The sequence below is a fragment of the Desulfocastanea catecholica genome (assembly GCF_054657295.1).
The window spans coordinates 136364-157064 of sequence record NZ_BAAHYZ010000002.1; the positions used below are offsets into that span (position 1 = coordinate 136364).

Genomic DNA, 20701 nt, shown 5'->3' on the forward strand with positions numbered 1-20701 from the left:
TAAAGCAAAAAATTCTGCAACGTTCGCTTGAGCGCATGGAAGCAGCTTTCGATCATTTTAGATATCAGCCTCAATATTCATGGCCTTGGCTCGCTCCAACCATTGCTTCCGAGCAAGGGAACGCATATCTTCAACGTCGTCTGTTTCATCCATGATTTCCAGCCCCATCAGTGTCTCGATTAAATCTTCGAGGGTCACCAGTCCATCCGCTCCGCCATATTCATTGACTACTATGGCAATATGCTGACGATCCTTAAGAAAGCGCTCTAGTAAAGAAGTCAACGATACCGACTCAGGAACCGCAATTATATTCCGCTTCAAAGCCTTGAGTGTTTCATCACCCCGCTTCTGGGTAGTAGAAATCAACACATCATCTTTACGGACAAAACCCGTAATGGCATCAATATGCTTCCTGTAGAGTGGCAAGCGCGAGAAGGGAGTTTCAGTTATTTGTTTTAATGACTCATTGATTTTCATATCTTCTGGAAGGGCCATGATTACAGTGCGTGGTGTCATAATATCGGCAACTTTCAATGATTCGAATCGCAAAAGGTTTCGAATAATCTTTGATTCCTTACTATGAATTTGTCCGGTCGCTACGCCGACCGATGTCATGGCGATGAATTCGTCACGGCTGAATATGTGTACGGTTTTTCCATGCGAAATGAATCGCGTCATTTGTTCTGAGAGCCATACAATCGGATAAAGAGCTACAATCAAGATTTTAACATAATATGCAGTCGGTGTTACAAGTTTTGACCAATGAACAGCACCGATGGTTTTGGGAATAATTTCAGAAAGAAAAAGAATCATCAGGGTCATTGCCGCCGAGAACAATCCGAACCAGGCGCTGCCAAAAACAATAGTTGCTTCTGCTCCGGCACCTATTGCACCCACCGTATGGGCAATCGTGTTGAGGGTCAGAATTGCTGCCAGCGACCTATCTACATTATCCTGTTTCAGGCGTTTGAGAAGCGCTGCCCGTTCAGGCTGCTTTTCTTTCATGCTTTCGATGTAAGAAGGAGTAATGCTTAACAATACTGCTTCCGCAATCGAACAGAGAAAGGAAAAAATTAGCGCCAGCAGAACATACCCTATCAGCATCGGGACGGCAGCACTTTGCTGTTCGAGACTTATTTCATATGGGCCTTCTGTACCGAAGGCTTGAGCGGCAAACAACAGTTCCAGCAGCAATAAGGCCGGTACTATCTGATACGGTTTTGTTGATCTCATAGTATATTTTCTTATTATTCTATAATGATATCGAATAAATCAAGCAGAGACAACACCTCTGGTGAGGAAAATCTTGTTTTGCATAATGTGTTGCCATGTGGATGTATGGCGTAATTGGTAGCGTTGGTGAAATTCGCCCGTGTCAGGTTGGTATTGCTAAACCTGGCACCTGAAAAATCCGAGAAACTGCAATCAGCTTTTGTCAAATTTGCCTCTGAAAAATCAGCTTCCTTTAACTGGCATTCAATCATCGCAGTATTTCTCAGATCTACACCGATAAATCCTGCGTAATTTAATAAACACCTCGTGAAATTTACGTCCAGAGGCATGGCGGCATCCGGCCACTGGATACCTGTAATTTTTGTGTCGATGAATTTCACCCGCCTAAAGCTTGTATGTTTTATCGAAGCCGATGCTACATCGCAGTTTTCAAATGCACAGTCTTCAAACGTGCAATTATAAAAGGAAATTTTGAATAATTTACAGCTATTAAAGGTACAGCCTGAAAATTCAGTACCAACTATTTTAAGACCTTCTTGAGCAATGATACCTGAAAAAGATCGATCTTCGTAAACAGAATTGTTTTCGATGGAGCATAAGATATCCGGTTTCTTTGATAAATCAGTTGCTTTTTGTTTCATTTGAAGGTTTCCGTTTTATGAATAATAATGAGATTTGTCAGTGCGACGGTACAACCATAATCCACGAAGGCCTTCTTGCTAACCTACCCAAGAGTTTTTATTTTTAACCTAGGCTAAACCCCGGCAAGCGGGAAACAAGCCAGGATAAGTCAATTTAGAAGTATTTCTTGTACTCTTTCAGTTTTTAACCCAATAAATCAAGAGGGTTAAAGTGCATTGAGACCAACCTAATCAGCAAGGAGGAAACTAAAATGATACAGGAAAAGGTAGTCAACGGCGTAAATGTCGATCAATTATTTAACACTATAGAACAGGTCAAGGAAAACCCGGAAATTGCTCAATTCAGATTTCGTGCCAAGAATTCCTGGGTGGACGGGACCCACAACCGGGCGACTGTCAAAAGTTTCTATGGCGCTCTTCAAGAAGATGATTCGCGAGAGCCAATTGTTTTCGAAATTGATGAACCACCGGTTTTATGTGGTAAAAATCTGGGAGTAAATCCGGTCGAATACCTTCTGGTTGCCCTGTCTGGTTGCCTGACAACAAGCTTGATTGCTCATTCGGCTGCTCGGGGCATAGCAATAAAAAGAGTGGAGTCCAGATATGAGGGCGAACTGGATCTCCAGGGTTTTCTCGGAATTTCGGAAGAGGTTCCGGTCGGATACCAGAATATCAACATTTATTTCAAAATAGAGGCTGATCTTTCAGAGGAGCAGAAGGAAGACCTTCTCAGGATGGCGCAGAAGTATTCTCCCGTTTTCAATAGTATAGCAAAACCAGTTCCGGTTTCTGTTCTACTCGACAAGAAATAAATACGTAAAAAGTAATGTGACATCCGGCATTTTCTGGGCCCCTTTGTGGGCCTTTTATCTGTGCGAAACGTTTACATCCGGCTATCGTACCAGCAGCGAGCTGGGTGCAGTTTTTTTTGTCATCTTCATCATTTCTGGTAAACATCGGTTGATCAAGAGCATGGGAATAGTAAAAAACAGCTTTTTACACTATCGAAGATATGCGTTCTGTCAATCAGACGTATCCGCTGCCGTTGCCGCTGACGAAGCGCTCCCTGTTCCCGCACATGGCCCCGAGAAAACGCAAATAGCGATTTTTTATATCACTTGTCGTCCGGTGCCCTTGAAAGGAGCAAGGCCCCTCGGAACCATGAGAAATAGACCCCTGTCAGGCAGAGAAGGGCACACAGAATAAAGACCGTGTGGATGCTGCGTAGAAACAGGTCATAGTTTTCCGGGACGATCGCCTGGCGGCCGACGATGAGTGTCAAAACAATGGTGGCCATGGCCATGCTGAACATCTGACCAAGCAGGCGCATGGTCGCTACAGTTCCTGACGCGAGCCCGTAATGGCGTTTTTCGACCGCACCCATGATGGCGTTCATATTCGGGGAGCTGAACAGTGCAAAACCGGTACCGAGAAGGATCAGGTTGGCAACGATAAGGTATGACGCGGTATCCGGCTGCAATGTCGAGAAAAGTATCACCCCTATCACCGTCAGGCTCATGCCGGCAGTGGCGAGCAGCCGGGGTTCGATACGGTCGGAAAGTTTGCCGGTAATCGGCGACAGCACCGCCATGACTATTGGTTGGGCCATCAGCACAGTACCAGCCGTCTGCGGCGACATCCCTTTCAGATACTGCAGGTAGAGACTCAACAGGAAGGTAACGGCAAAGGTTGCGGAATAGTTGAGCAGTGCGGCAATGCTCGAATAGGCGAAGGTCTTGTTGCCGGTAAACAGTTGAATATCAAAGACCGGAAACCGGGCGGTCAGCTGATGGAGGATGAAAACAGAGATGAGGAGGAAGCCGGCGACCAGCAGCAGTATGCCCAGGGTCGATGGCAGTCGCGTCGCGCCATAGACCAGTGCGAGAATGGCCGAGGCGTACAGCAGACACCCGACGACATCAAGTTTTTGTCCCGGTTCACCCACCCATTCTCCTTTGAGGTAATACAGGGTCAACAGAAAGGTGAACAGACCAAGAGGCAGCATGACAACAAAGATACTGCGCCAGCCGAAGAAGTGCGTGAGAAAGCCACCGGCAAATGGTCCCACGGACAGACCGATATACACAGCGGCGACATAAAGCCCGATGACCTTGCCCCGTTTGTTTGGTGGAAAAATGGAGGTAATGATGGCCATGCCGGTTGTGACAAACATGGCCGCACCCAGCCCCTGAACGGCTCGCAGGCCGATCAGCATCGTCGCCGAGTGGGCAAAAATGGCCAGGCCGGTACCGAGCGTGTATACGCCCAGGCCGGTGGCAAAAACTTTTTTCCGACCGTGAATATCGGCGATTTTGCCGGCCGGTACCAGGCCGATAGCCATAGCCAGCAGGTAGGCGGTGGCGATCCAGCTGAGCTGTACGGCGTCCATCCGCAGCTCGACCTGGATAGCCGGCAGGGCCACGTTCACCGAAGAAATCATGAACGGCCCCATAAATGAGGTCAGGGTTGCGACAATTAAAGCCGATCGCTCAAGCGCGGCATTGTTTGCAGTGCCTTGATGCATAGTTGCTCCCTGTTTTTAATATGATGAGAGGATGGCCTCGAAAGAATCTTCATCGTGGGGCGCCGAGGCGACCACGCTTTCTGCCGAGAAGCAATACCGCCACTCTTCCAGCTCAGCGCCTTAAAATCAACGAAAATATCTTGTCTAATTGGCATGAAAAGGATAGGCTTTTGTTTGGTTTATGCCGCTGGAGCAAAACAAGTCCCCTGGAAATGAAGCGATTGTTCACGAAAATGTCTTGGAAAATGTCTACAAGGAGGAAGCCATGCCTGAATTCTGCAGTCCATTTGGTGTAAAGAAAAGTGATAGAAAGCTCACCGACCAGGAACTGGTGAGGGCGATACGTTTTATGGTGGCGGCTGAATATGAAGCTATTCAACTCTACCAGCAGACCGCGGAAAGTACGGACAATGCCTTGGCAAAGGAGGTGTTGCTGGATATCGCCGATGAAGAAAAAGAGCATGCCGGCGAGTTTCTCCGCCTGCTTCGCGAGCTCGATGCCCAGGAAGAAGAGTTCTATAAAGAAGGATATCAGGAAGTTGAAGAAATTATCGCCAAGATGAAGAAGTAAGGGCTCACATTAAAATAATGTCAATATCATACGAGAATTCAGCAACACAACTCAAGGCCTCCCCCCGTTCCTGGCTGGTCACCGGCGTTGCCGGGTTTATTGGTTCCAACCTGCTTGAGACTCTTCTCAAGCTTGAGCAACGGGTTGTTGGTCTGGATAATTTTTCGACCGGTTTCCAGCATAACCTCGACGAAGTCCGCTCTCTGGTCAGCGAGGAGCAATGGCAGCGGTTTACCTTCATCAAAGGGGATATCCGCACCGTGGAGACCTGCCGCAGCGCCTGCGATGGGGTGGATTATGTTCTGCATCAGGCAGCTTTGGGTTCGGTGCCCCGTTCCATTGAAGACCCGCTGACAACCAATGAAAATAACATCAGCGGGTTTGTGAACATGCTCGTTGCCGCCCGGGATGCCAAAGTACAGCGGTTTGTCTATGCCGCGTCGAGTTCCACCTATGGCGATCATCCTGATCTGCCCAAGGTCGAGGAGAAAATCGGCAAGCCGTTGTCACCCTACGCCGTCACCAAACTCGTCAATGAGCTCTATGCGGAAGTTTTTGCCACGACATATAACTTCAGCACAATCGGTCTCCGATATTTCAATATTTTTGGACAACGGCAAGACCCGGATGGTGCCTACGCCGCGGTCATTCCCAAATGGTTCGCCGGACTGGTGAAAAATGAAGTCGTCTATATCAACGGCGATGGCGAGACAAGCAGGGATTTCTGCTTTATTGAAAATTGTGTCCAGGCAAATATTTTGGCGGCCACCGCCCCCGATGGGGCGGCGACCAACCAGGTCTATAATGTTGCCTTTGGAGAAAGAACAACGCTCAATGAACTGTACAGCCTCATTAAAGAGCGGGTTGTCGCGTGTAATGCCCAGGCTCATCAGGCAAAGCCGCTCTATCGTGACTTTAGGGCAGGGGATGTCCGTCATTCCCTGGCTGATATCTCCAAGGCCAGGACATTGCTTGGCTACGCACCCCAATTCTCGGTTATCAAAGGACTGGATAAGGCGGCAAGATGGTATCTGCAAAGTCTTGGGTAAAGAATTGAATTTCCATAAGAAGATATGAACTACTGTCCCCATTGTGCTGCGCCGGTCATTATTGAAACGCCCGATGCCGATAATCGGCCCCGTGCTATCTGCACCGGCTGTGGCCGCATCCATTATCAGAATCCGAAGATGGTTGTCGGCTGTATTCCGGTATGTGATGACAGGATATTGCTCTGCAAGAGAAATATTGAACCACGCATAGGATTCTGGACACTTCCGGCCGGCTATCTTGAATGCAATGAAACCACCGAGGCGGGTGCCCGCCGCGAGACCCTCGAAGAAACCGGCGTGCTGGTCACCGAACTGCAGCCCTATCGCCTTTTTGATATTGTCCATATTAGTCAGGTCTATCTGATGTATCTTGCCCGGCTCCAGACCCTGGAGTTTCATGCAACTGAAGAGAGTCTCGAGGTCAGGTTGTTTGCGGAAAAGGACATACCCTGGTCGGCGATTGCCTTCCCGGTCATTGAAAAAACCTTACAGCACTATTTTGCCGACCGGGTGCGCCATGATTTCCGGTTTCGGCAGGATCAGATTATCGAAACCATCGGGATAAGGTACTGACGGACAAGGTACTGACGTTTTCTCGGTCCTCTTCTTTTTTCTTTCTGATCCCGGCATGAAATGCGTCGTTGTTATTTCATCACGCCCGGCAAGTGATTATTTTAGATTAATAAAGTTGCTCTACCGAGAGCACCAGGCGGGATTTAATCGGCCTTGGGTGAGATTTATAGAGATAAATAGCAATAACAGGGGGATTCATGCGAACAGCTCAAGATATTATGACAAAAGATGTAATTACGGTAACACCTGCCACAACGGTAACAGAGCTTGCTTTGCTTCTGGCATCGCATAAAATTGGTGGTGCCCCGGTGATCGATTCCTCCGGTACTCTTCTCGGCGTGGTTACGGAAAGTGACCTGATCGATCAAAAGAAGAAAATCCATATTCCCACCGTCATCACTATTCTGGATTCGGTTTTTTATCTGGAGAATCCGGATAAAATGGAAAAGGAAATGAAAAAAATTGCCGGATCAACAGTCGGCGATATTTATTCCAAGGATCCATTGACAGTTACTGAAGATACCCCCCTTGACGAGATCGCTACCCTGATGGCGGAAAAAAGCGTCCATACCCTGCCTGTCATGCAAGGCGATAGGCTGGTTGGGGTAATCGGCAAAAAGGACATCATTAAGACGTTGATTTCTTAATTATCTCACTGGCGGTTTCCTCCATACCCTGGTCCTTGACGTGTTTATTGGCGATCAGCATGTAGATGGACGGGATGATGAACAGGGTGAACAGCGTACCGACGGCCATGCCGCCGACCAGCACCAGTCCGATCGAGTTCCTGGCTGCCGCTCCGGCGCCGCTGACCAGGGTTAAGGGAAAATGGCCGGCGATGGTGGCCCCGGTGGTCATCAGGATCGGTCGCAGGCGGGTAATGGCGGCTTGATGTACCGCTTGCCGTTTGGTCAGGCCCCGCAGCTGCAGTTTATTGGCGAATTCGACGATCAGGATGCCGTTTTTGGAGACCAGCCCGACCAGGGTGACCAGTCCGACCTGGGAATAGATGTTCATGGTGGTGGTCCAGCCCTTGGTCCAGAAAGGTACGTTGGGATCCGGCATTTTCAGGAAGGTGAAAATCATCGCCCCAAACATGGCCAGGGGAACCGAACCGGCCAGGATGACGAAAGGATCACGGAAACTGTTGAACTGGGCAGCCAGCACCAGGAAAATGAGAATCACGGCTAACGCGAATGCCTTGATGAATTTATTTCCTTCGGTCCGTAACTGGCGTGACTCACCGGTATAATCCAGCACATAACCCTGGGGCAGAATTCTGCTGGCTTCAGCTTCCAGAAATTGCAGTGCTTCATCCAGAGGGCGCACCGCCACGCCGCTGATTTTGACGGCATTGAGCTGCTGAAAGCGGTTGAGAGAGCGCGGCACGGTGCTGTCCTTGAGAGTGGCTATGGTACTGAGAGGCACCAGCCGACCATTTGCTCCGGTGACATAGATGTCGCGCAACTGATCCGGATTGAGCCGATCCACGCGCTGGATCTGCGGAATAACCTTATAACTGCGGCCGCCGATGTTGAAACGGTTGACGAAATTACCACCTATCATGGAGTTAAGATCGGCGCCCACCTGCTGCAGGTTGAGGCCCAGATCGGCAACCTTGTCCCGGTCGATGACCAGTTCTGACTGGGGCTGATCGATCTTCACATCGATCAGGGGTGGGAAAGCAAACATGCCGCTGTTCATTGCGGCTAATTGAATCTGGTTGGCGAAATTGAGGATCTGTTCAGGTTCGGCAGTGGCAGCCAGGACGAATTCCACGGGAAATTGTCCGCCACCGGGCAGCGCAGGCGGGGTCACCGGAAACATGCGGATACCGGTGATGCCGTGCAGCTTTTGCTGCACCTCGGGCATGATTTGAAAAATGGTGCGGTCGCGTTCCTGCCATGGTTTGACCACCATGCCGCCGAAGCCGGAGGAGGGCATGGTGATCTGAAAGACAAATTCGGTTTCCGGCACATCGAGAAATGCTTCGTTGACCGCGGCGGCATAGAGACTGGTCTGGTCGAGGGTGGAATTGGCTGCCGCATCGAGGATGCCGAAGATGACCCCCTGGTCTTCGGCGGGCGCCAGCTCTTTGGCCGACATGGTGAACATGGGAATGGTGGAGAGGGTCAGCAGGAACCAGGCCATGTAGACTGCCGGTCGGGCATTGAGTGTCTTGTCGAGGGCCCGGCTGTAAAAATTGCGGATCTTGTCGAAATCGCGCTCGATTTTACCGGCAAAGCCGTGTTCGGTCATGCCCGCCTTGAGCAGTCGCGAGGCCATCATAGGTGACAGGGTCAGGGCAACGATACCGGAGATGACCACGGCACTGGCCAGGGTAAAGGCAAATTCGCGAAAGAGCGAGCCGGTCAGGCCGCCCTGCAGACCTATGGGGGCATAAACCGCCGCCAGGGTGATGGTCATGGATATCAGCGGACTCACCAGCTCCCGGGCACTGAGTATGGCCGCCTGCATCGGTGATTTTCCTTCACCCAAATGACGTTCGACGTTCTCCACCACCACGATGGCATCATCCACCACCAGCCCCACGGAGAGCACTATAGCCAGCAGAGTCAGCAGGTTGATGGTGAAGCCGGACACCTGCATGAGAAAAACGGCACCGATCAGCGACAGGGGAATGGCCACAACCGGAATGAAGGCCGATCGCAATGATCCGAGAAACATAAAAATTATAAAAATGACGATGAGCAGGGTTTCACTCAGCGTCTTGATAACCTCGTGAATGGCGTTGTCGATATAGGCGGTGCCGTCATAGGCGATGCGGCCCTTCAGGCCGTTGGGCAGTTGTCTGTCGATGCCGTCCATTTCCACGCGGACCCGTTTGATAACATCGAGGGAGTTGGCATTCGGCAGAGGCCAGATACCCATAAAAACCGCGGTCTGGCCTGAAAAGCGAACCTCAGAACCATAATCTTCGGCACCCAGGACGACGTCACCGATATCCTCTAGCCGCACTATTGCTCCGTTTTGCTCCCGGACCACCAGTTTTTTAAACTCTTCCGCCGACTGCAGATCGGTATTGGCAGTCAGGTTGACCTGAATCAACGCGCCCTTGGTGCTGCCGACGGCGGCCAGGAAATTATTGGCCGACAGGGCCTGGCGTACCTGCACCGGACTGATATTATAGGCGGCCATGCGATCCGCCTTAAGCCAGATACGCATGGCGAAGGTGCGCGCTCCGAGGATATCGGCCCGCTGAACCCCTTCAAGGGCGGAAAGCCGCGGCTGGACGATACGTGTCAGATAGTCGGTAATCTCATTCTGTTGGAGTACATCGGAGGTAAAGCTCAGATAGGCGGAGGCGAACTGGCTATCGGCCGATTCCACATTGATGATCGGAACTTCCGCTTCCGGCGGCAGATCGCCGCGCACCTGATCCACTTTGGAGCTGATCTCCGACAGGGCCTTGATCGGGTCGTAGTTCAGTTTTAACCGGGCGTTAATGGTAGAGAGTCCCTGAACGCTCTGGGATTCAAGGTAATCAATTCCGTCGGCTGCAGCAATGGCCCGTTCCATCGGGGTGGTAATGAATCCGCGCACCAGTTCGGCGCTGGCTCCGACATAGACGGTGGTCACGGTGACGACGGCGTTGTCGGAGCGGGGGTACTGGCGTACGTTGAGGGAGCGGATGGCCTGCAACCCGGCGATGATAATGAGGAGATTAATCACCAGGGCCAGGACCGGACGGCGGATGAAAATATCGGTGAACTTCATGACCTAACTCTCCGCCGGCCGAGGTGCGAGTTTGAAGACTGGAGCCAGCTTGTTATCTATCTCGACCGCCTGTCCGTTGCGAAGTTTGAAAGCGCCGGTACTAACGACGAGCTCTTTGATCTTCAGGCCCGAAAGCACCGCGATAAAGTCACCCCGCTTTTCACCGAGACGGACAAATTGCTGCCGCACGGTTTTGCCTGCCGGCGAACCGTCGGCGTTCTTTTTTTCTTCGATGACGAAAACAGAATCACTATACGGCGCATAGAGCACGGCCGTGGCCGGAATAGTCAGTACTTGATGCTTGGCCGGCAGTATCACGGCGACGTTGACATACATGCCGGCGCGCAGCAGTTCATCGGGGTTGGCCAGCTTGGCCTGGATGCGGATACTGCGGGTATCGGCATCGACCTCCGGGTTGATGGCGGTGATCTGGCAAGTCAGCTGCCGGCCCGGCAGGGCATCGCTGGTTACCCGAACCGAGAGCCCGGGATGGATGAGGTTCAGCTGCTGCTGCGGCAGGAGGAAGTTGACGAAGATACGATCAAGAGAGTGCAGGGAAACAATTGCCTGACCGTCATTGATTACCTGACCGAGATTGATCTGACGAATCCCCAGGCGGCCGGCGAAAGGCGCACGAATGGTTTTTTTGGCGATCACCGCCCGAATATTGTCCGCCTGGGCTAAAGCCTGGGTAAGCCGGGCCTGGGCATTGTCATAGTCGGCCTGGGCGATGACATTGTCAGCTAACAGTTTTCTGGAACGCTCAAATTCAATTCGGGCCAGTTCCACCGCGGACTCAGCGGAGCGGAGTTGGGCCTTCTCGACATCGATATCCTGCTGTACCAGCAAGTCGCCGACAGCGACACGGGCACCGGATTCAAAGGCGATATCCACTACCTTGCCGGTCAGTTCGGCGGTGACGGTTACGCCCTGTGCCGCTTCGAGCGAGCCGACCGCGGTAAGCAGTGATTCCCAGGAAGCCGAAGTTACCGGGGCGGCGGTGACCACCTCGGGTGGCGGGGAAAATTGTTGGCCATGGGCGATCATCGCCCTGATCTGCAAAATTTTTATGCCTGCCAGTACACCAATGATAACTATCAGGCCAAGAGCGGTCAAAATGAATGACTTCTTCATGGTTGTACCGTCCTCTCCAGCAAGTTGTTTCGAACCGTTTCCATCTGTCACACGATTTTCAGTAAAATCTAAAATAATTGCGACTGGATTGATGTCAATCGGTATTCTGATGGAGTCAAAATCCGTGCCTCGGTCACAACTTATCCCCTCCAGCAGGACAGAAAAAATCTTGACTAGTAAACGATAATTAATTACTTTTAGGATTAATTATTAATAGTTTCCCGGCGGGGAATACGCCGGAATCAGTATTTTGGAGAAGTACTGAAAAGTGCTGACAAAGGGTCCGTATGCAACTCCGAATGACAAATCAGCGGGAAATAATTCTGCGCGAGTTGAAAAAAAGCAAACGGCATCTGTCCGCTGATGAGTTGTATGATATTGTCAAAAAATTTATGCCGCGTATAAGTCTGGCCACGGTGTATCGTAATCTTGAAATACTTTCGGAAACGGGGGTGCTTCGCAAGCTGGAAATAAGTGGCAGGCAGAAGCGCTTTGATTTTGATGTCTCGGATCACGATCATGTTTATTGTGCTATCTGCCACAAGGTCGATAATCTCAACATTGAGCGAAAAAATGTCGATTCCGAACAGCTCGGTGTTGAGGCAGGGTATTTAATAACCGGGTATAGGGTGGAGGTCATCGGTATATGCCCGGAGTGTCAGAAAAAAGAAAAGAGGAAGGAGAAAAAATAATGAGTGGATGTGGATGCGGTTGTGCAGGTTCAAGTACGGTAAAAGAAACAGGCAGTCAGTCTAAAAAGGTGCTGGAGGCGCTGGCCAAATGTGCCGGTCCATGCGGTTCGAAAGATATCGCCGAGGCTACCGGGCTTGATAAAAAGGTCATAAGCGACCAGATAGCCGCGTTGAAAAAACAAGGCCTGGTTGATAGTCCGGTACGGTGCAAGTACGGTATCACCGCAGAAGGAAAGGCCAGCCTGGAGTAAATTGAGTTGCCGTGTGCGGCACTATCAGTTTCTGATCTTCTAAGCAAACCCGTGGATGCCAGCACTTTTGCGGGTTTGCTTCTTTTATTCCAGTTGAGTGAAACGGTGATGCAATTATTTTTCAACTATGGTGCCCTATGCAAGAGATCATTGCCAGAACACGTACCTTTAGGCGGTTTGTAGAAAAAGAGGCAATAAATACGGCAACTCTGCACGAGTTGATTGATCTGGCCCGGTTAGGCGGGTCGGCTCGCAATGGTCAGCCGTGGCAGTATATGATTGCCAATAGCCCAAAATTTTGTGAAAAAATTTTTCCCTATCTCGGCTGGGCAGGATATCTGACTGACTGGAAAGGCCCGATTGAGGGGGAACGCCCCAGTGCCTATATTCTCTGTCTGTTGAACAAGAATAGACTGAAGGGACCGGAGAGTGAGGCCCAGTTTGACCTGGGGGTAGCCTCGCAGAATCTGCTTCTCGGGGCCATGGAAAAAAGGATCGGCGGATGCCGGATCGGCGCGTTCAATGCGCAACTGGCTTCCCTGTTTAAACTTCCCGATCACCTGCGGCTCTCGTTGGTTATCGCCCTTGGTAAACCGAGAGAAACCGTCATTATTGAAGAATGTAAAGACGAGGATGATGTACGCTACTGGCGGGACGAACATGGCGTGCATCATGTACCGAAACGATCTCGGAAGAGCTGTCTGGTGGAAATGGAGCTGCGTTAACAATACACCGGCAGGCAGTTCCGGGCAGTGACGGCATCGATGAAGCTGCCGGCTGTTCATTGCTATAAATCAAAAGGAGAGTCATGGGTACTGAAAAGACATTTCTGCACCAGATTGATGCGCTGCAACAGGAAGTACGGCAACTCGACGACGATTTTGACGATACGGTTGTCGAAGAAACGGCAGCCCGTTTGCAGGGACTTAACTTCTCGCCGCCGGTTATTACGCCGATGGATACATTTTTAAGAATGCGCAGTCAAAATCTGCTGGCCGAGATTGATCGTATTCTCGCCATGCCGGACGCTGAAGCCTGCGCGCTTGCACCGGATAATACCAAGAAATGTGCAGATCTCCGGGTGCAGTATATTACTGTACTGATATTTTATTATAAAAAGCTTCTGCAGTTAAGAAAGGGCAACCCTGAAGAGTGGGATGAGGTGGATGAGCTGTACGTCCATGATTGACGACAGCAGTTTTTGAAGTGGTATCTCTCTCTCAAGAAGTATTTTTCTTTCTCCCAGGTTCCCCATGTCCTTTCCGGTTATCCGTACCTTCAGCTATCACTACCGGGATAAATATGGACATGGCGTAGGCAAGATCCCGGTTGACATGGGGCAGCCCTGCCCGAACAGGCTGCGAGGCGGCTGCATTTATTGCCGACCGGCCAGTTTTACCCCTGCCTATCTGCGCAATACCGATGATGTCCTGCGGCAGGTAGCTGAGGGGAAAAAACATCTGCTGCGGGGAAGATTCAATAAATACTTCGCCTATTTCCAGCAGGAAACCAGCACGGCTTTGCCTGTCGAACAGTTAATGCCGGTTTTTCAGCTGCTGCTCGCCGATGCGGCCTGTATCGGCCTGATACTCTCCACCCGACCGGATTATGTCAGTGTACAGCTTTTAGAACCGCTTGCTGAACTGCTCGGTGCGACCGGCAAGGAGTGTCTGTTTGAGCTTGGTCTGCAGAGTGTTCACGAGCGCAGTTTGCAGCTGCTCAATCGGAATCACAGCTATAGCTCCTTTGAGGATGCTGTCCGGCTCATCCGGCATGCCGGCTGCTTTGAGCTCGGCGCCCATCTGATTTTTGGTATTCCCGGGGAATGCGCGGAAGATATGCTTTGTTCGGTGCAAACGGTCTGCCGGCTTGGCGTGAATGCCCTGAAGCTGCACCACCTGCAGGTTATTCGCGATACCCCGTTGGAGGAGCTCTATGCACAGGGCAGCGTCGAACTGTTTTCCCTGGAGGGATATATGCAATTTTTGCTGCGAGTCCTGCCGCTTATACCCGCTGACGTAACCATCCACAGACTTTGGGCAACCGCCCACCCCGAGCTGCTTATAGCCCCGCACTGGCATGTGCTGGCCGGTCGTCTCAGTGAGATGCTGCGGCATAAAATGACGGAAATGGGCATATGGCAGGGGCAATGTGCCGGTCGTCCTCTTCCCTCTCTTCGTGCGACTCTCTGCTGATGCGGTATATTTTACGGAGTAATAGTATCGATAGGACTAGACGGCACGACAAGCATTGCTTATTTAATTGTTAGTGGCATCTAAAAAAAACCAACCACAGTAAAAAGCAATGCAAAATCTAATATAATCAACCAGGAGAGCGTCATGGCCAAAAAGAAAAAGAAAAAATGTTGCGGCAAGGCGAAGAAAGACGGCGATAAACGTTGCAGCAAATGCCCAAATGGATGAGTAACTTCATAGTAAATTGATCTTTGGCCAGTGTATTGACGCCACGTCGTCAAGGCAAAGTGGACTATAAGAATATAAACATCACATAATTTGTAGGCCTTTAACCGTACCAGCCGTGATGGTTAAAGGCCTATTCTCGTATCCTGCCATACCCCCTTTCGAAGCTTTCTGACCGTGATTCTTTTTGGCAATTGCGGTAATTCACCGGTTCTCGGTTGCCCTTGGAAAATAATATTGCTCAATTCAATACCGCCTGATTGGCAAGGTAAATGGAAAATGGTAGGATAGCCGGATATGTTTGTACTAATACAATCCATCAAATTTACTGACGAGCAGGCTCTTTTCGGGCCGCCGTGTCGAGAGGATAATCAAAAGGATACCTATGGAAGAACAATTTAAGATACGATTTGCCGAGCGCATGAATCAATTGCCGCCCTATCTGTTTGGTATGATCAATAAAATGAAAATGGAAAAGCGCTGGAAGGGCGATGATGTTATTGATCTGGGCATGGGCAACCCCATTGATCCGACGCCCGGCCCGGTAACCGATAAACTCTGCGAGGTTGCCATTGACCCGAAGGTGCATCGTTATCCGGTGGCTGGCGGTATGAAAAACCTCAAACGGGAAATCGCCCTCTATTATAAACGAAATTATGGCGTGGACTTGACCGGGGAAGATGATGTTATCTGCACCATCGGCTCCAAGGAGGGTATTTCCCATCTCTGCCTGGCGCTGCTCGGACCGGGAGATACGGTACTGACTCCGGCACCGGCCTTCCCGATCCATGTCTATGCCGCGGTCATCGCCGGCGCCAATGTTCTGCGTATTCAACTCAGTGCGGAAGACACCATGCTGGCGCAGATTGTCATGATGTGCAAGTCGCTCTACCCCGGCCCAAAGCTGCTCATGCTCAACTATCCCCACAATCCGACCGGAACCCTGGCCTCGAAAGAGTTTTTTACTGAAGTGGTCAGGCTGGCTAAAAAATACAACTTTATGGTCATCAACGACTTTGCCTATGCCAAGATAACCTTTGACGGGCTGGTGGCGCCAAGTCTGCTCGAAGTACCCGGAGGCATGGATGTCGGGGTGGAATTCGGTTCCTTTTCCAAGTCGTATAACATGGCCGGCTGGCGTCTTGGTTATTGTGTCGGGAACAAGGAAATGATCAGCGGCTTGTCGAAGATCAAAGGGTACTACGATTATGGTATTTTTTCGGCTATCCAGGTGGCCGGGATCGTCGCTATGCGGGATTGCGATGACCAGATCACCGAACAGGTGGCTGTGTACCAGAAACGCCGGGATTTTCTCTGCGACGGTTTGCGAAAAATGGGCTGGGAGGTCGAGACCCCGAAAGCGGGGATGTTCCTCTGGGTGAAGATCCCCGAGCCATACGTGCAAATGGGCTCAATAAAATTTTCCATCGAGATGATGAATCGGGCCAACGTCGCCCTGGCGCCGGGCGCAGGTTTCGGCATTGAAGGTGACGACTATCTGCGGTTGGCCCTGGTTGAAAACGAAAACAGAGTCAGCCAGGCCCTCAAGCAGATGCGACGGGCGCTGAAGGATATCGACAACGAAGTTGCCGCCGGCACGTTTCAACTGAGCAAATAAGCAGGCAGGCACCCTTTGCGACCCGGTCTCATTCCTTGGAGACCCGGGCCAGAAAGGCTTTCAGGTAGCGGGTTTCCGGGATGGCCGGATGCACCGGGTGATCCGGACCCTGCATGCCTTCAAAGAGTATCTGCACATGGCGGTCGAGGTGGCGGCCGCCGCTGCGCAGCACATCCAGCAATTCGTCCCGCTGCAGATGCATGGAACAGGAGGCCGACAGCAACAGGCCGTCGTCGACGAGGAGGTGCATCGCCAGTTCATTGATGCGGTGATAGGCCCGCAAGCCCTCTTGGTGATCTTTCTTGCGCTTGATAAATGCCGGTGGATCGACGACGATGACGTCGAATTTTTCTCCGTCCTGCCTGAATGCTTTCAGGACATCAAAGGCGTCCCCCTGGGCGCCGCTGAAAATTTCCCCTACCCCGTTCAGGTCGGCGTTTTTTTCTGCCATTTCCAGAGCAAAACGCGAGGCATCGACCGCCATTACCTCCTTTGCCCCAAAGACCGCCGCCTGGACGGCAAAACTGCCGACATAGCTGAACACATCAAGAACCCGTTTGCCCTGTACAAAGCGTTGCAGCAGGGCTCGGTTTGGTCGTTGATCGTAGAACCAGCCGGTTTTCTGACCGACGTGCAGCGGGGCGAGCATTTTGACGCCGTTTTCCAGCAGTTCGACTTCCGCAGGCGATGTACCGTAGGCGGTTTCGACCAGCCGGGGCAGTCCTTCCAGCTGCCGCATGCTGCCGTCGTTGCGCAGGAGGATCGATTCCGGCTGCAACAGGGCGATCAGGGTGTCGATGATGTCCGCTTTCAGCACCTCCATGCCGGCACTGTTCAGCTGCACGCTGAGATGCGCGCCGAAGCGGTCGACGACCAGGCCGGGCAGCAGATCACTTTCGCCATAGACCAGACGGTAAAAGGGGTGGTCGAATAAACGGTTGCGCAGGCGCAAGGCCAGTTCCAGCCGATGCATAAGCAGCGTTCGGTCGAGGCCTTGGTCATCGCGGCTGAAAAGCCGGGCACAGATCAGGGAATGGGGATTGACGTAGGCTGTCCCAAGGAATTTACCGTTGTACGTCTCTACGCGAACCTGTTCCCCCGGCACAAATTCCTTCAGGGGGGTCTGCCGAGTATCGACTTCGTTGCTGTATATCCACAGATGACCGCCGCGCAGTCGACGTTCTTCATGACGATTCAGGCGTAATTTTTTATGTTTTACAGGCATTGCATAAGGTATTGAATAGAGTTTGCCGACTGGATCAAGGCGATAATGATGTTGTAAAAAAGCTTGATTCTTATAAGCAGATTTTGCAAAAAGATGCTATCTTCATTGGCACATTGCCAGCAGTAACATACCACAAATGCAGTTAATCGTTTACATCAATCAAGGAGGAATACATGGCGACAACAACGGAAAATTTGCATGATGCCTTTGCCGGAGAGAGCCAGGCGAACCAGAAATACCAGGCTTTTGCCAAGAAGGCCGAAAAAGAGGGCTTTGCCAATATCGCCAAGCTCTTTCGTACCACCGCCGAAGCCGAACGTATCCATGCCGAAGGACATCTCAAGTCACTGGATATGATCGCCTCGACCGCGGAAAACCTGCAGGCGGCCATCGATGGTGAAACCTATGAGTTTACCGAGATGTACCCACCAATGGTGGAACTGGCCAAGGCGGACGGCCATAAGGCAAAAACCATGTTTAAGTTTGCCGTCGATGCCGAAGAAGTCCACGCAAGAATCTATGCCAAAGCCCTTGAGGCGGTCAAAGCCGGGGTGGATCTGGATGTAACTGATTTTTATCTTTGCCCGGTTTGCGGCTATATCGAGCTCGGCAACCCGCCGGAAAAATGTCCGGTCTGCGGCGCCCTGGGAAAAATATTTGTCCAGGTAGATTAAAAAGTACTTTTCGTGCTGTAACTGCCTGGAAAAAATAGTTTTTCGGCAGTTACAGCACCTTCGGCGGCTGAAAGTTGTCGGTTATTTGCTCTCCGGCAGATCTTTCCGCACCCTGTTCGCCAGTTCCGCCGTCATCGACAGTACTTTTTCAGCCAGTTCTACGGTCAAGGATCCTGTGCCGCAGGAAGGGGCGATGAAGGTCTGTTGCATGAGCTGCTGCCTGCTGAAACCGAAGGTCGTCAAAAACTCCAGTTGCTCCTGCCACTTGCCGAAAAGTGACGCGACGGATTCTCTGACAACCACCAGCGGATCGCTCGTTGGAATAATACCCCAGGCCAAAATGCCGCCGCGGGTGAGGAAGTCGATCAGTTGCTCCCTGTATAAGATAAAGTTGTCAAAATAGAAATAGGCGTCAAAGCTGATGATGTCGGCAGCCGAGTTCAGAGCTGGACCCCAGTCACCGTTGGCGCAGATATGTACCCCGGCAAGACCTCCCGCCTGTTGAATAGTGGTGATCACTTCGGCTACCGCCTCGGCAACCATCTCCCGTGAAATACCGCCAAAGCCACTCGAACCAAAGCTGACAAAACCGGGTTCGTCGATAAAAATGATCGGCGGCGTCTGCCCGGTGAATCCCAGCAGTTCGGCAACCTGCCAGCGTCCCTTCATCGACAACAGCTTGATGAGTATATCGCGCAGATTATCATCGTAAAAGATCGACTTGCCGTGCTGCTCCTTAACACCGATGCCGGTGGTGACCGGGCCGGTGATCTGCCCTTTGGCGGTGAGATGCGGCGAGTGCTCCTTCTGCAGGTAATTTTGCAGGGCAAAAAAACCGGGTGCCGAGTCCATCCCCAGGGCAAATCGGGAATTTCGTAAAAACTGCGGATCTTCTTCCGCGCGCATGTAGTCTTCATAAAAGGCGGCCATCTCCTGCTCGAACCCCTCACTGCCGGTATCAATCCAGTAGCGGCTGCCCTGATCGACAAGACCTGGAAAGCCGGTGAGGAACTGACGTATCATGCCTTCCCGGGGATGTTTCGGCAGCTGCGGCCACAGCGGGATTTCCGGCGTGGAACGGGCGATGAGCTGCATTGCTTGATCGTGGTCGAGAAGAGGCAGACTACCTATTAATATGGGGCGACAATTGGCGTGGAACATAGTGATCGATACCTCCTTGATATGTATGTGTAACGCATGCCTGCACGAATAAGGTTTTCCGTGAACCAGCAGTAGAAAACCAGTATAGCTGTTTCTCCAGGTTTTTTTACAGTAATTTTCATTATAAGCCTTTGCTCTGCCGGTAATCGCCAGCATCACCAGATCATCTGCTGTCTGTTTTCTGGCTGCATGTATTGCTTGATCCCTGCGTTGTTCTTGACAGAGTTCGAAAAGCAATATAGTTTCTCATATAAATATAAGTTTATATGCTTTGGTCTACCGTCTGGTAAACAGGACACTGAAGCAATGCAGGAATATGTGTAGGAGAATAGGCAATGCATGAAGTAACGGAAAAAACCACATCTACATCAACCGATAAGGGATTGATACTCGTTGACGACGAATTCCAGGCGGTCGCTTTCCTGGCCAAAAGCCTGTCCGATGAAAATCGATTGAAAATTCTCCTCTGTATCAGTCGAGGGAAGAAGGCGGTAGGGAGCATAGTCGAAGAACTGGGTCTTTCTCAACCGCTTGTTTCCCATCATCTGAAAGAATTGAAGAGGTCCTTACTGGTAAAAATAGAACGCAGTGGGCCTTTTATATACTACGAAGTCTCCAATCCCCGGATTCTTGGGGCAATCGGCAGTCTGCGTTCGATAGCGAAGGATCTGCTAACGGCACGAACAACCTTTTAAAACTGCAGGAGGATATTGGTTTCCCATGAACGAAATTGCAAGAATACTTACCACTATGGATCCGGAAGAGGCTGCGACCCAGACAGCGGCTGCCCTGAAACAGCTGCTGCCGCTGCTCGGAGAAGAAGGGCGAAACCAGTTCATCATGAACCTCCTGGGGGAATCCGGACAAGACAAGATAGCCAGCATGGTCCATCTCTGACTGGCCGAATGCATGGGCGAAGGTGTCGACCCAGAACAAATGTGCCAGAGCCTTGTCGATAAGGTTGCTCAGTCGAGGCAGCTGATGGCGATTACCGACCCTGATCTGCTCATTCTCTTTGAGGATTGGCTGGAAGAACTGGAAGCGGAAGTGCAGGCACTTGTCAAAACACACGGCCCGATAAGTGACAAGGAATTGGCTGACAAATTAGGCCTTTCTCTGAGGGGTGCGACGTTTCTCATGTCAAAGCTTGAAAAGTCCAAAAAAGCTCAATGATCATGAAAAATGGCCATCATTCCT

At 51.1% G+C, this 20701-nt stretch carries 21 protein-coding genes; 14 read left to right on the forward strand and 7 right to left on the reverse strand.

Annotation, left to right across the window (positions count from 1 at the left end; all coding sequences use genetic code 11):
• Positions 1–57: 57 nt before the first annotated feature.
• On the reverse strand, positions 58–1233 hold the full coding sequence (locus tag ACYQ8U_RS02305; protein ID WP_459943894.1) for a hemolysin family protein: 1176 nt from the start codon (positions 1231–1233) through the stop codon (positions 58–60).
• 14 nt (positions 1234–1247) lie between these two features.
• Entirely contained in the window at positions 1248–1874 is a 627-nt protein-coding gene (locus ACYQ8U_RS02310) for a pentapeptide repeat-containing protein (protein WP_459943895.1), read from the reverse strand.
• Positions 1875–2125: 251 nt separating this feature from the next.
• Here ACYQ8U_RS02310 and ACYQ8U_RS02315 point away from each other — a divergent pair, with 251 nt between their 5' ends.
• A complete protein-coding gene (locus ACYQ8U_RS02315) occupies positions 2126–2686 on the forward strand; it encodes an OsmC family protein (RefSeq protein ID WP_459943896.1) in 561 nt (186 codons plus the stop codon).
• A 302-nt stretch (positions 2687–2988) separates the two neighbouring features.
• Here the strand turns inward: ACYQ8U_RS02315 and ACYQ8U_RS02320 are convergent, their stop codons facing one another.
• Positions 2989–4398 carry an MFS transporter gene (locus tag ACYQ8U_RS02320; RefSeq protein WP_459943897.1) on the reverse strand — a complete coding sequence of 470 codons (1410 nt, stop codon included), beginning with the start codon at positions 4396–4398 and terminating at the stop codon, positions 2989–2991.
• A gap of 265 nt (positions 4399–4663) precedes the next feature.
• On the opposite strand from ACYQ8U_RS02320, the gene ACYQ8U_RS02325 reads away from it, so the two are divergent.
• The 4 genes from ACYQ8U_RS02325 to ACYQ8U_RS02340 all read left to right on the forward strand — a co-directional run bounded on the left by ACYQ8U_RS02325 (position 4664) and on the right by ACYQ8U_RS02340 (position 7238).
• A complete protein-coding gene (locus ACYQ8U_RS02325) occupies positions 4664–4969 on the forward strand; it encodes a ferritin family protein (RefSeq protein ID WP_459943898.1) in 306 nt (101 codons plus the stop codon).
• Between the two features lie 17 nt (positions 4970–4986).
• Positions 4987–6018, forward strand: coding sequence for an NAD-dependent epimerase/dehydratase family protein (locus tag ACYQ8U_RS02330; RefSeq protein ID WP_459943899.1), 1032 nt, complete (start codon positions 4987–4989; stop codon positions 6016–6018).
• A 24-nt stretch (positions 6019–6042) separates the two neighbouring features.
• Positions 6043–6591, forward strand: a complete 549-nt coding sequence (locus tag ACYQ8U_RS02335) for an NUDIX hydrolase (RefSeq protein WP_459943900.1) — start codon at positions 6043–6045, stop codon at positions 6589–6591.
• 197 nt (positions 6592–6788) lie between these two features.
• Positions 6789–7238 carry a CBS domain-containing protein gene (locus tag ACYQ8U_RS02340; protein ID WP_459943901.1) on the forward strand — a complete coding sequence of 150 codons (450 nt, stop codon included), beginning with the start codon at positions 6789–6791 and terminating at the stop codon, positions 7236–7238.
• Here the strand turns inward: ACYQ8U_RS02340 and ACYQ8U_RS02345 are convergent.
• Positions 7219–10329 (reverse strand): efflux RND transporter permease subunit, encoded by a 3111-nt coding sequence (locus tag ACYQ8U_RS02345; RefSeq protein ID WP_459943902.1) that lies wholly within the window; start codon positions 10327–10329, stop codon positions 7219–7221. The two genes, ACYQ8U_RS02340 and ACYQ8U_RS02345, sit on opposite strands and share 20 nt — an antisense overlap.
• A gap of 3 nt (positions 10330–10332) precedes the next feature.
• Entirely contained in the window at positions 10333–11463 is a 1131-nt protein-coding gene (locus ACYQ8U_RS02350; RefSeq protein ID WP_459943903.1) for an efflux RND transporter periplasmic adaptor subunit, read from the reverse strand.
• A 299-nt stretch (positions 11464–11762) separates the two neighbouring features.
• Here ACYQ8U_RS02350 and ACYQ8U_RS02355 point away from each other — a divergent pair, with 299 nt between their 5' ends.
• The 6 genes from ACYQ8U_RS02355 (at position 11763) to ACYQ8U_RS02380 (ending at position 16444) form a co-directional block, all read left to right on the forward strand.
• Positions 11763–12155 carry a Fur family transcriptional regulator gene (locus tag ACYQ8U_RS02355; protein ID WP_459943904.1) on the forward strand — a complete coding sequence of 131 codons (393 nt, stop codon included), beginning with the start codon at positions 11763–11765 and terminating at the stop codon, positions 12153–12155.
• On the forward strand, positions 12155–12406 hold the full coding sequence (locus ACYQ8U_RS02360; protein ID WP_459943905.1) for an ArsR family transcriptional regulator: 252 nt from the start codon (positions 12155–12157) through the stop codon (positions 12404–12406). The genes ACYQ8U_RS02355 and ACYQ8U_RS02360 overlap by 1 nt, the downstream gene beginning before the upstream one ends.
• A gap of 137 nt (positions 12407–12543) precedes the next feature.
• Entirely contained in the window at positions 12544–13131 is a 588-nt protein-coding gene (locus ACYQ8U_RS02365) for a nitroreductase family protein (protein WP_459943906.1), read from the forward strand.
• Between the two features lie 83 nt (positions 13132–13214).
• Entirely contained in the window at positions 13215–13595 is a 381-nt protein-coding gene (locus tag ACYQ8U_RS02370) for a hypothetical protein (protein ID WP_459943907.1), read from the forward strand.
• 64 nt (positions 13596–13659) lie between these two features.
• Positions 13660–14601, forward strand: coding sequence for a tRNA modification radical SAM protein MnmL/YtqA (gene mnmL, locus ACYQ8U_RS02375; protein WP_459943908.1), 942 nt, complete (start codon positions 13660–13662; stop codon positions 14599–14601).
• Between the two features lie 610 nt (positions 14602–15211).
• The gene (locus ACYQ8U_RS02380; RefSeq protein ID WP_459943909.1) at positions 15212–16444 is read left to right on the forward strand and encodes an aminotransferase class I/II-fold pyridoxal phosphate-dependent enzyme; all 1233 of its coding nucleotides are present in this window, start codon (positions 15212–15214) and stop codon (positions 16442–16444) included.
• Between the two features lie 28 nt (positions 16445–16472).
• On the opposite strand, the gene ACYQ8U_RS02385 is transcribed toward ACYQ8U_RS02380, so the two are convergent.
• Positions 16473–17669 (reverse strand): class I SAM-dependent rRNA methyltransferase, encoded by a 1197-nt coding sequence (locus tag ACYQ8U_RS02385; RefSeq protein WP_459943910.1) that lies wholly within the window; start codon positions 17667–17669, stop codon positions 16473–16475.
• Positions 17670–17842: 173 nt separating this feature from the next.
• Here ACYQ8U_RS02385 and ACYQ8U_RS02390 point away from each other — a divergent pair, with 173 nt between their 5' ends.
• A complete protein-coding gene (locus ACYQ8U_RS02390; RefSeq protein WP_459943911.1) occupies positions 17843–18343 on the forward strand; it encodes a rubrerythrin family protein in 501 nt (166 codons plus the stop codon).
• Between the two features lie 81 nt (positions 18344–18424).
• On the opposite strand, the gene ACYQ8U_RS02395 is transcribed toward ACYQ8U_RS02390, so the two are convergent.
• Entirely contained in the window at positions 18425–19504 is a 1080-nt protein-coding gene (locus tag ACYQ8U_RS02395) for a uroporphyrinogen decarboxylase/cobalamine-independent methonine synthase family protein (protein ID WP_459943912.1), read from the reverse strand.
• Positions 19505–19839: 335 nt separating this feature from the next.
• Between ACYQ8U_RS02395 and tsoR the strand changes: the two genes are divergently transcribed.
• The gene (gene tsoR / locus ACYQ8U_RS02400) at positions 19840–20199 is read left to right on the forward strand and encodes an ArsR/SmtB-type metalloregulator TsoR (protein ID WP_459943913.1); all 360 of its coding nucleotides are present in this window, start codon (positions 19840–19842) and stop codon (positions 20197–20199) included.
• Positions 20200–20224: 25 nt separating this feature from the next.
• Positions 20225–20677: an LULAXC motif selenoprotein TsoA gene (tsoA, locus tag ACYQ8U_RS02405; protein WP_459943914.1), complete on the forward strand. Its 453-nt coding sequence runs from the start codon at positions 20225–20227 to the stop codon at positions 20675–20677.
• Positions 20678–20701 lie beyond the last annotated feature (24 nt).

Coding starts and splice junctions, on each gene's coding strand:
- ACYQ8U_RS02305 (WP_459943894.1), bottom strand. CDS start 1,233: ATGAGATCAACAAAACCGTATCAGATAGTACCGGCCTTATTGCTGCTG.
- ACYQ8U_RS02310 (WP_459943895.1), bottom strand. CDS start 1,874: ATGAAACAAAAAGCAACTGATTTATCAAAGAAACCGGATATCTTATGC.
- ACYQ8U_RS02315 (WP_459943896.1), top strand. CDS start 2,126: ATGATACAGGAAAAGGTAGTCAACGGCGTAAATGTCGATCAATTATTT.
- ACYQ8U_RS02320 (WP_459943897.1), bottom strand. CDS start 4,398: ATGCATCAAGGCACTGCAAACAATGCCGCGCTTGAGCGATCGGCTTTA.
- ACYQ8U_RS02325 (WP_459943898.1), top strand. CDS start 4,664: ATGCCTGAATTCTGCAGTCCATTTGGTGTAAAGAAAAGTGATAGAAAG.
- ACYQ8U_RS02330 (WP_459943899.1), top strand. CDS start 4,987: ATGTCAATATCATACGAGAATTCAGCAACACAACTCAAGGCCTCCCCC.
- ACYQ8U_RS02335 (WP_459943900.1), top strand. CDS start 6,043: ATGAACTACTGTCCCCATTGTGCTGCGCCGGTCATTATTGAAACGCCC.
- ACYQ8U_RS02340 (WP_459943901.1), top strand. CDS start 6,789: ATGCGAACAGCTCAAGATATTATGACAAAAGATGTAATTACGGTAACA.
- ACYQ8U_RS02345 (WP_459943902.1), bottom strand. CDS start 10,329: ATGAAGTTCACCGATATTTTCATCCGCCGTCCGGTCCTGGCCCTGGTG.
- ACYQ8U_RS02350 (WP_459943903.1), bottom strand. CDS start 11,463: ATGAAGAAGTCATTCATTTTGACCGCTCTTGGCCTGATAGTTATCATT.
- ACYQ8U_RS02355 (WP_459943904.1), top strand. CDS start 11,763: ATGACAAATCAGCGGGAAATAATTCTGCGCGAGTTGAAAAAAAGCAAA.
- ACYQ8U_RS02360 (WP_459943905.1), top strand. CDS start 12,155: ATGAGTGGATGTGGATGCGGTTGTGCAGGTTCAAGTACGGTAAAAGAA.
- ACYQ8U_RS02365 (WP_459943906.1), top strand. CDS start 12,544: ATGCAAGAGATCATTGCCAGAACACGTACCTTTAGGCGGTTTGTAGAA.
- ACYQ8U_RS02370 (WP_459943907.1), top strand. CDS start 13,215: ATGGGTACTGAAAAGACATTTCTGCACCAGATTGATGCGCTGCAACAG.
- mnmL (WP_459943908.1), top strand. CDS start 13,660: ATGTCCTTTCCGGTTATCCGTACCTTCAGCTATCACTACCGGGATAAA.
- ACYQ8U_RS02380 (WP_459943909.1), top strand. CDS start 15,212: ATGGAAGAACAATTTAAGATACGATTTGCCGAGCGCATGAATCAATTG.
- ACYQ8U_RS02385 (WP_459943910.1), bottom strand. CDS start 17,669: ATGCCTGTAAAACATAAAAAATTACGCCTGAATCGTCATGAAGAACGT.
- ACYQ8U_RS02390 (WP_459943911.1), top strand. CDS start 17,843: ATGGCGACAACAACGGAAAATTTGCATGATGCCTTTGCCGGAGAGAGC.
- ACYQ8U_RS02395 (WP_459943912.1), bottom strand. CDS start 19,504: ATGTTCCACGCCAATTGTCGCCCCATATTAATAGGTAGTCTGCCTCTT.
- tsoR (WP_459943913.1), top strand. CDS start 19,840: ATGCATGAAGTAACGGAAAAAACCACATCTACATCAACCGATAAGGGA.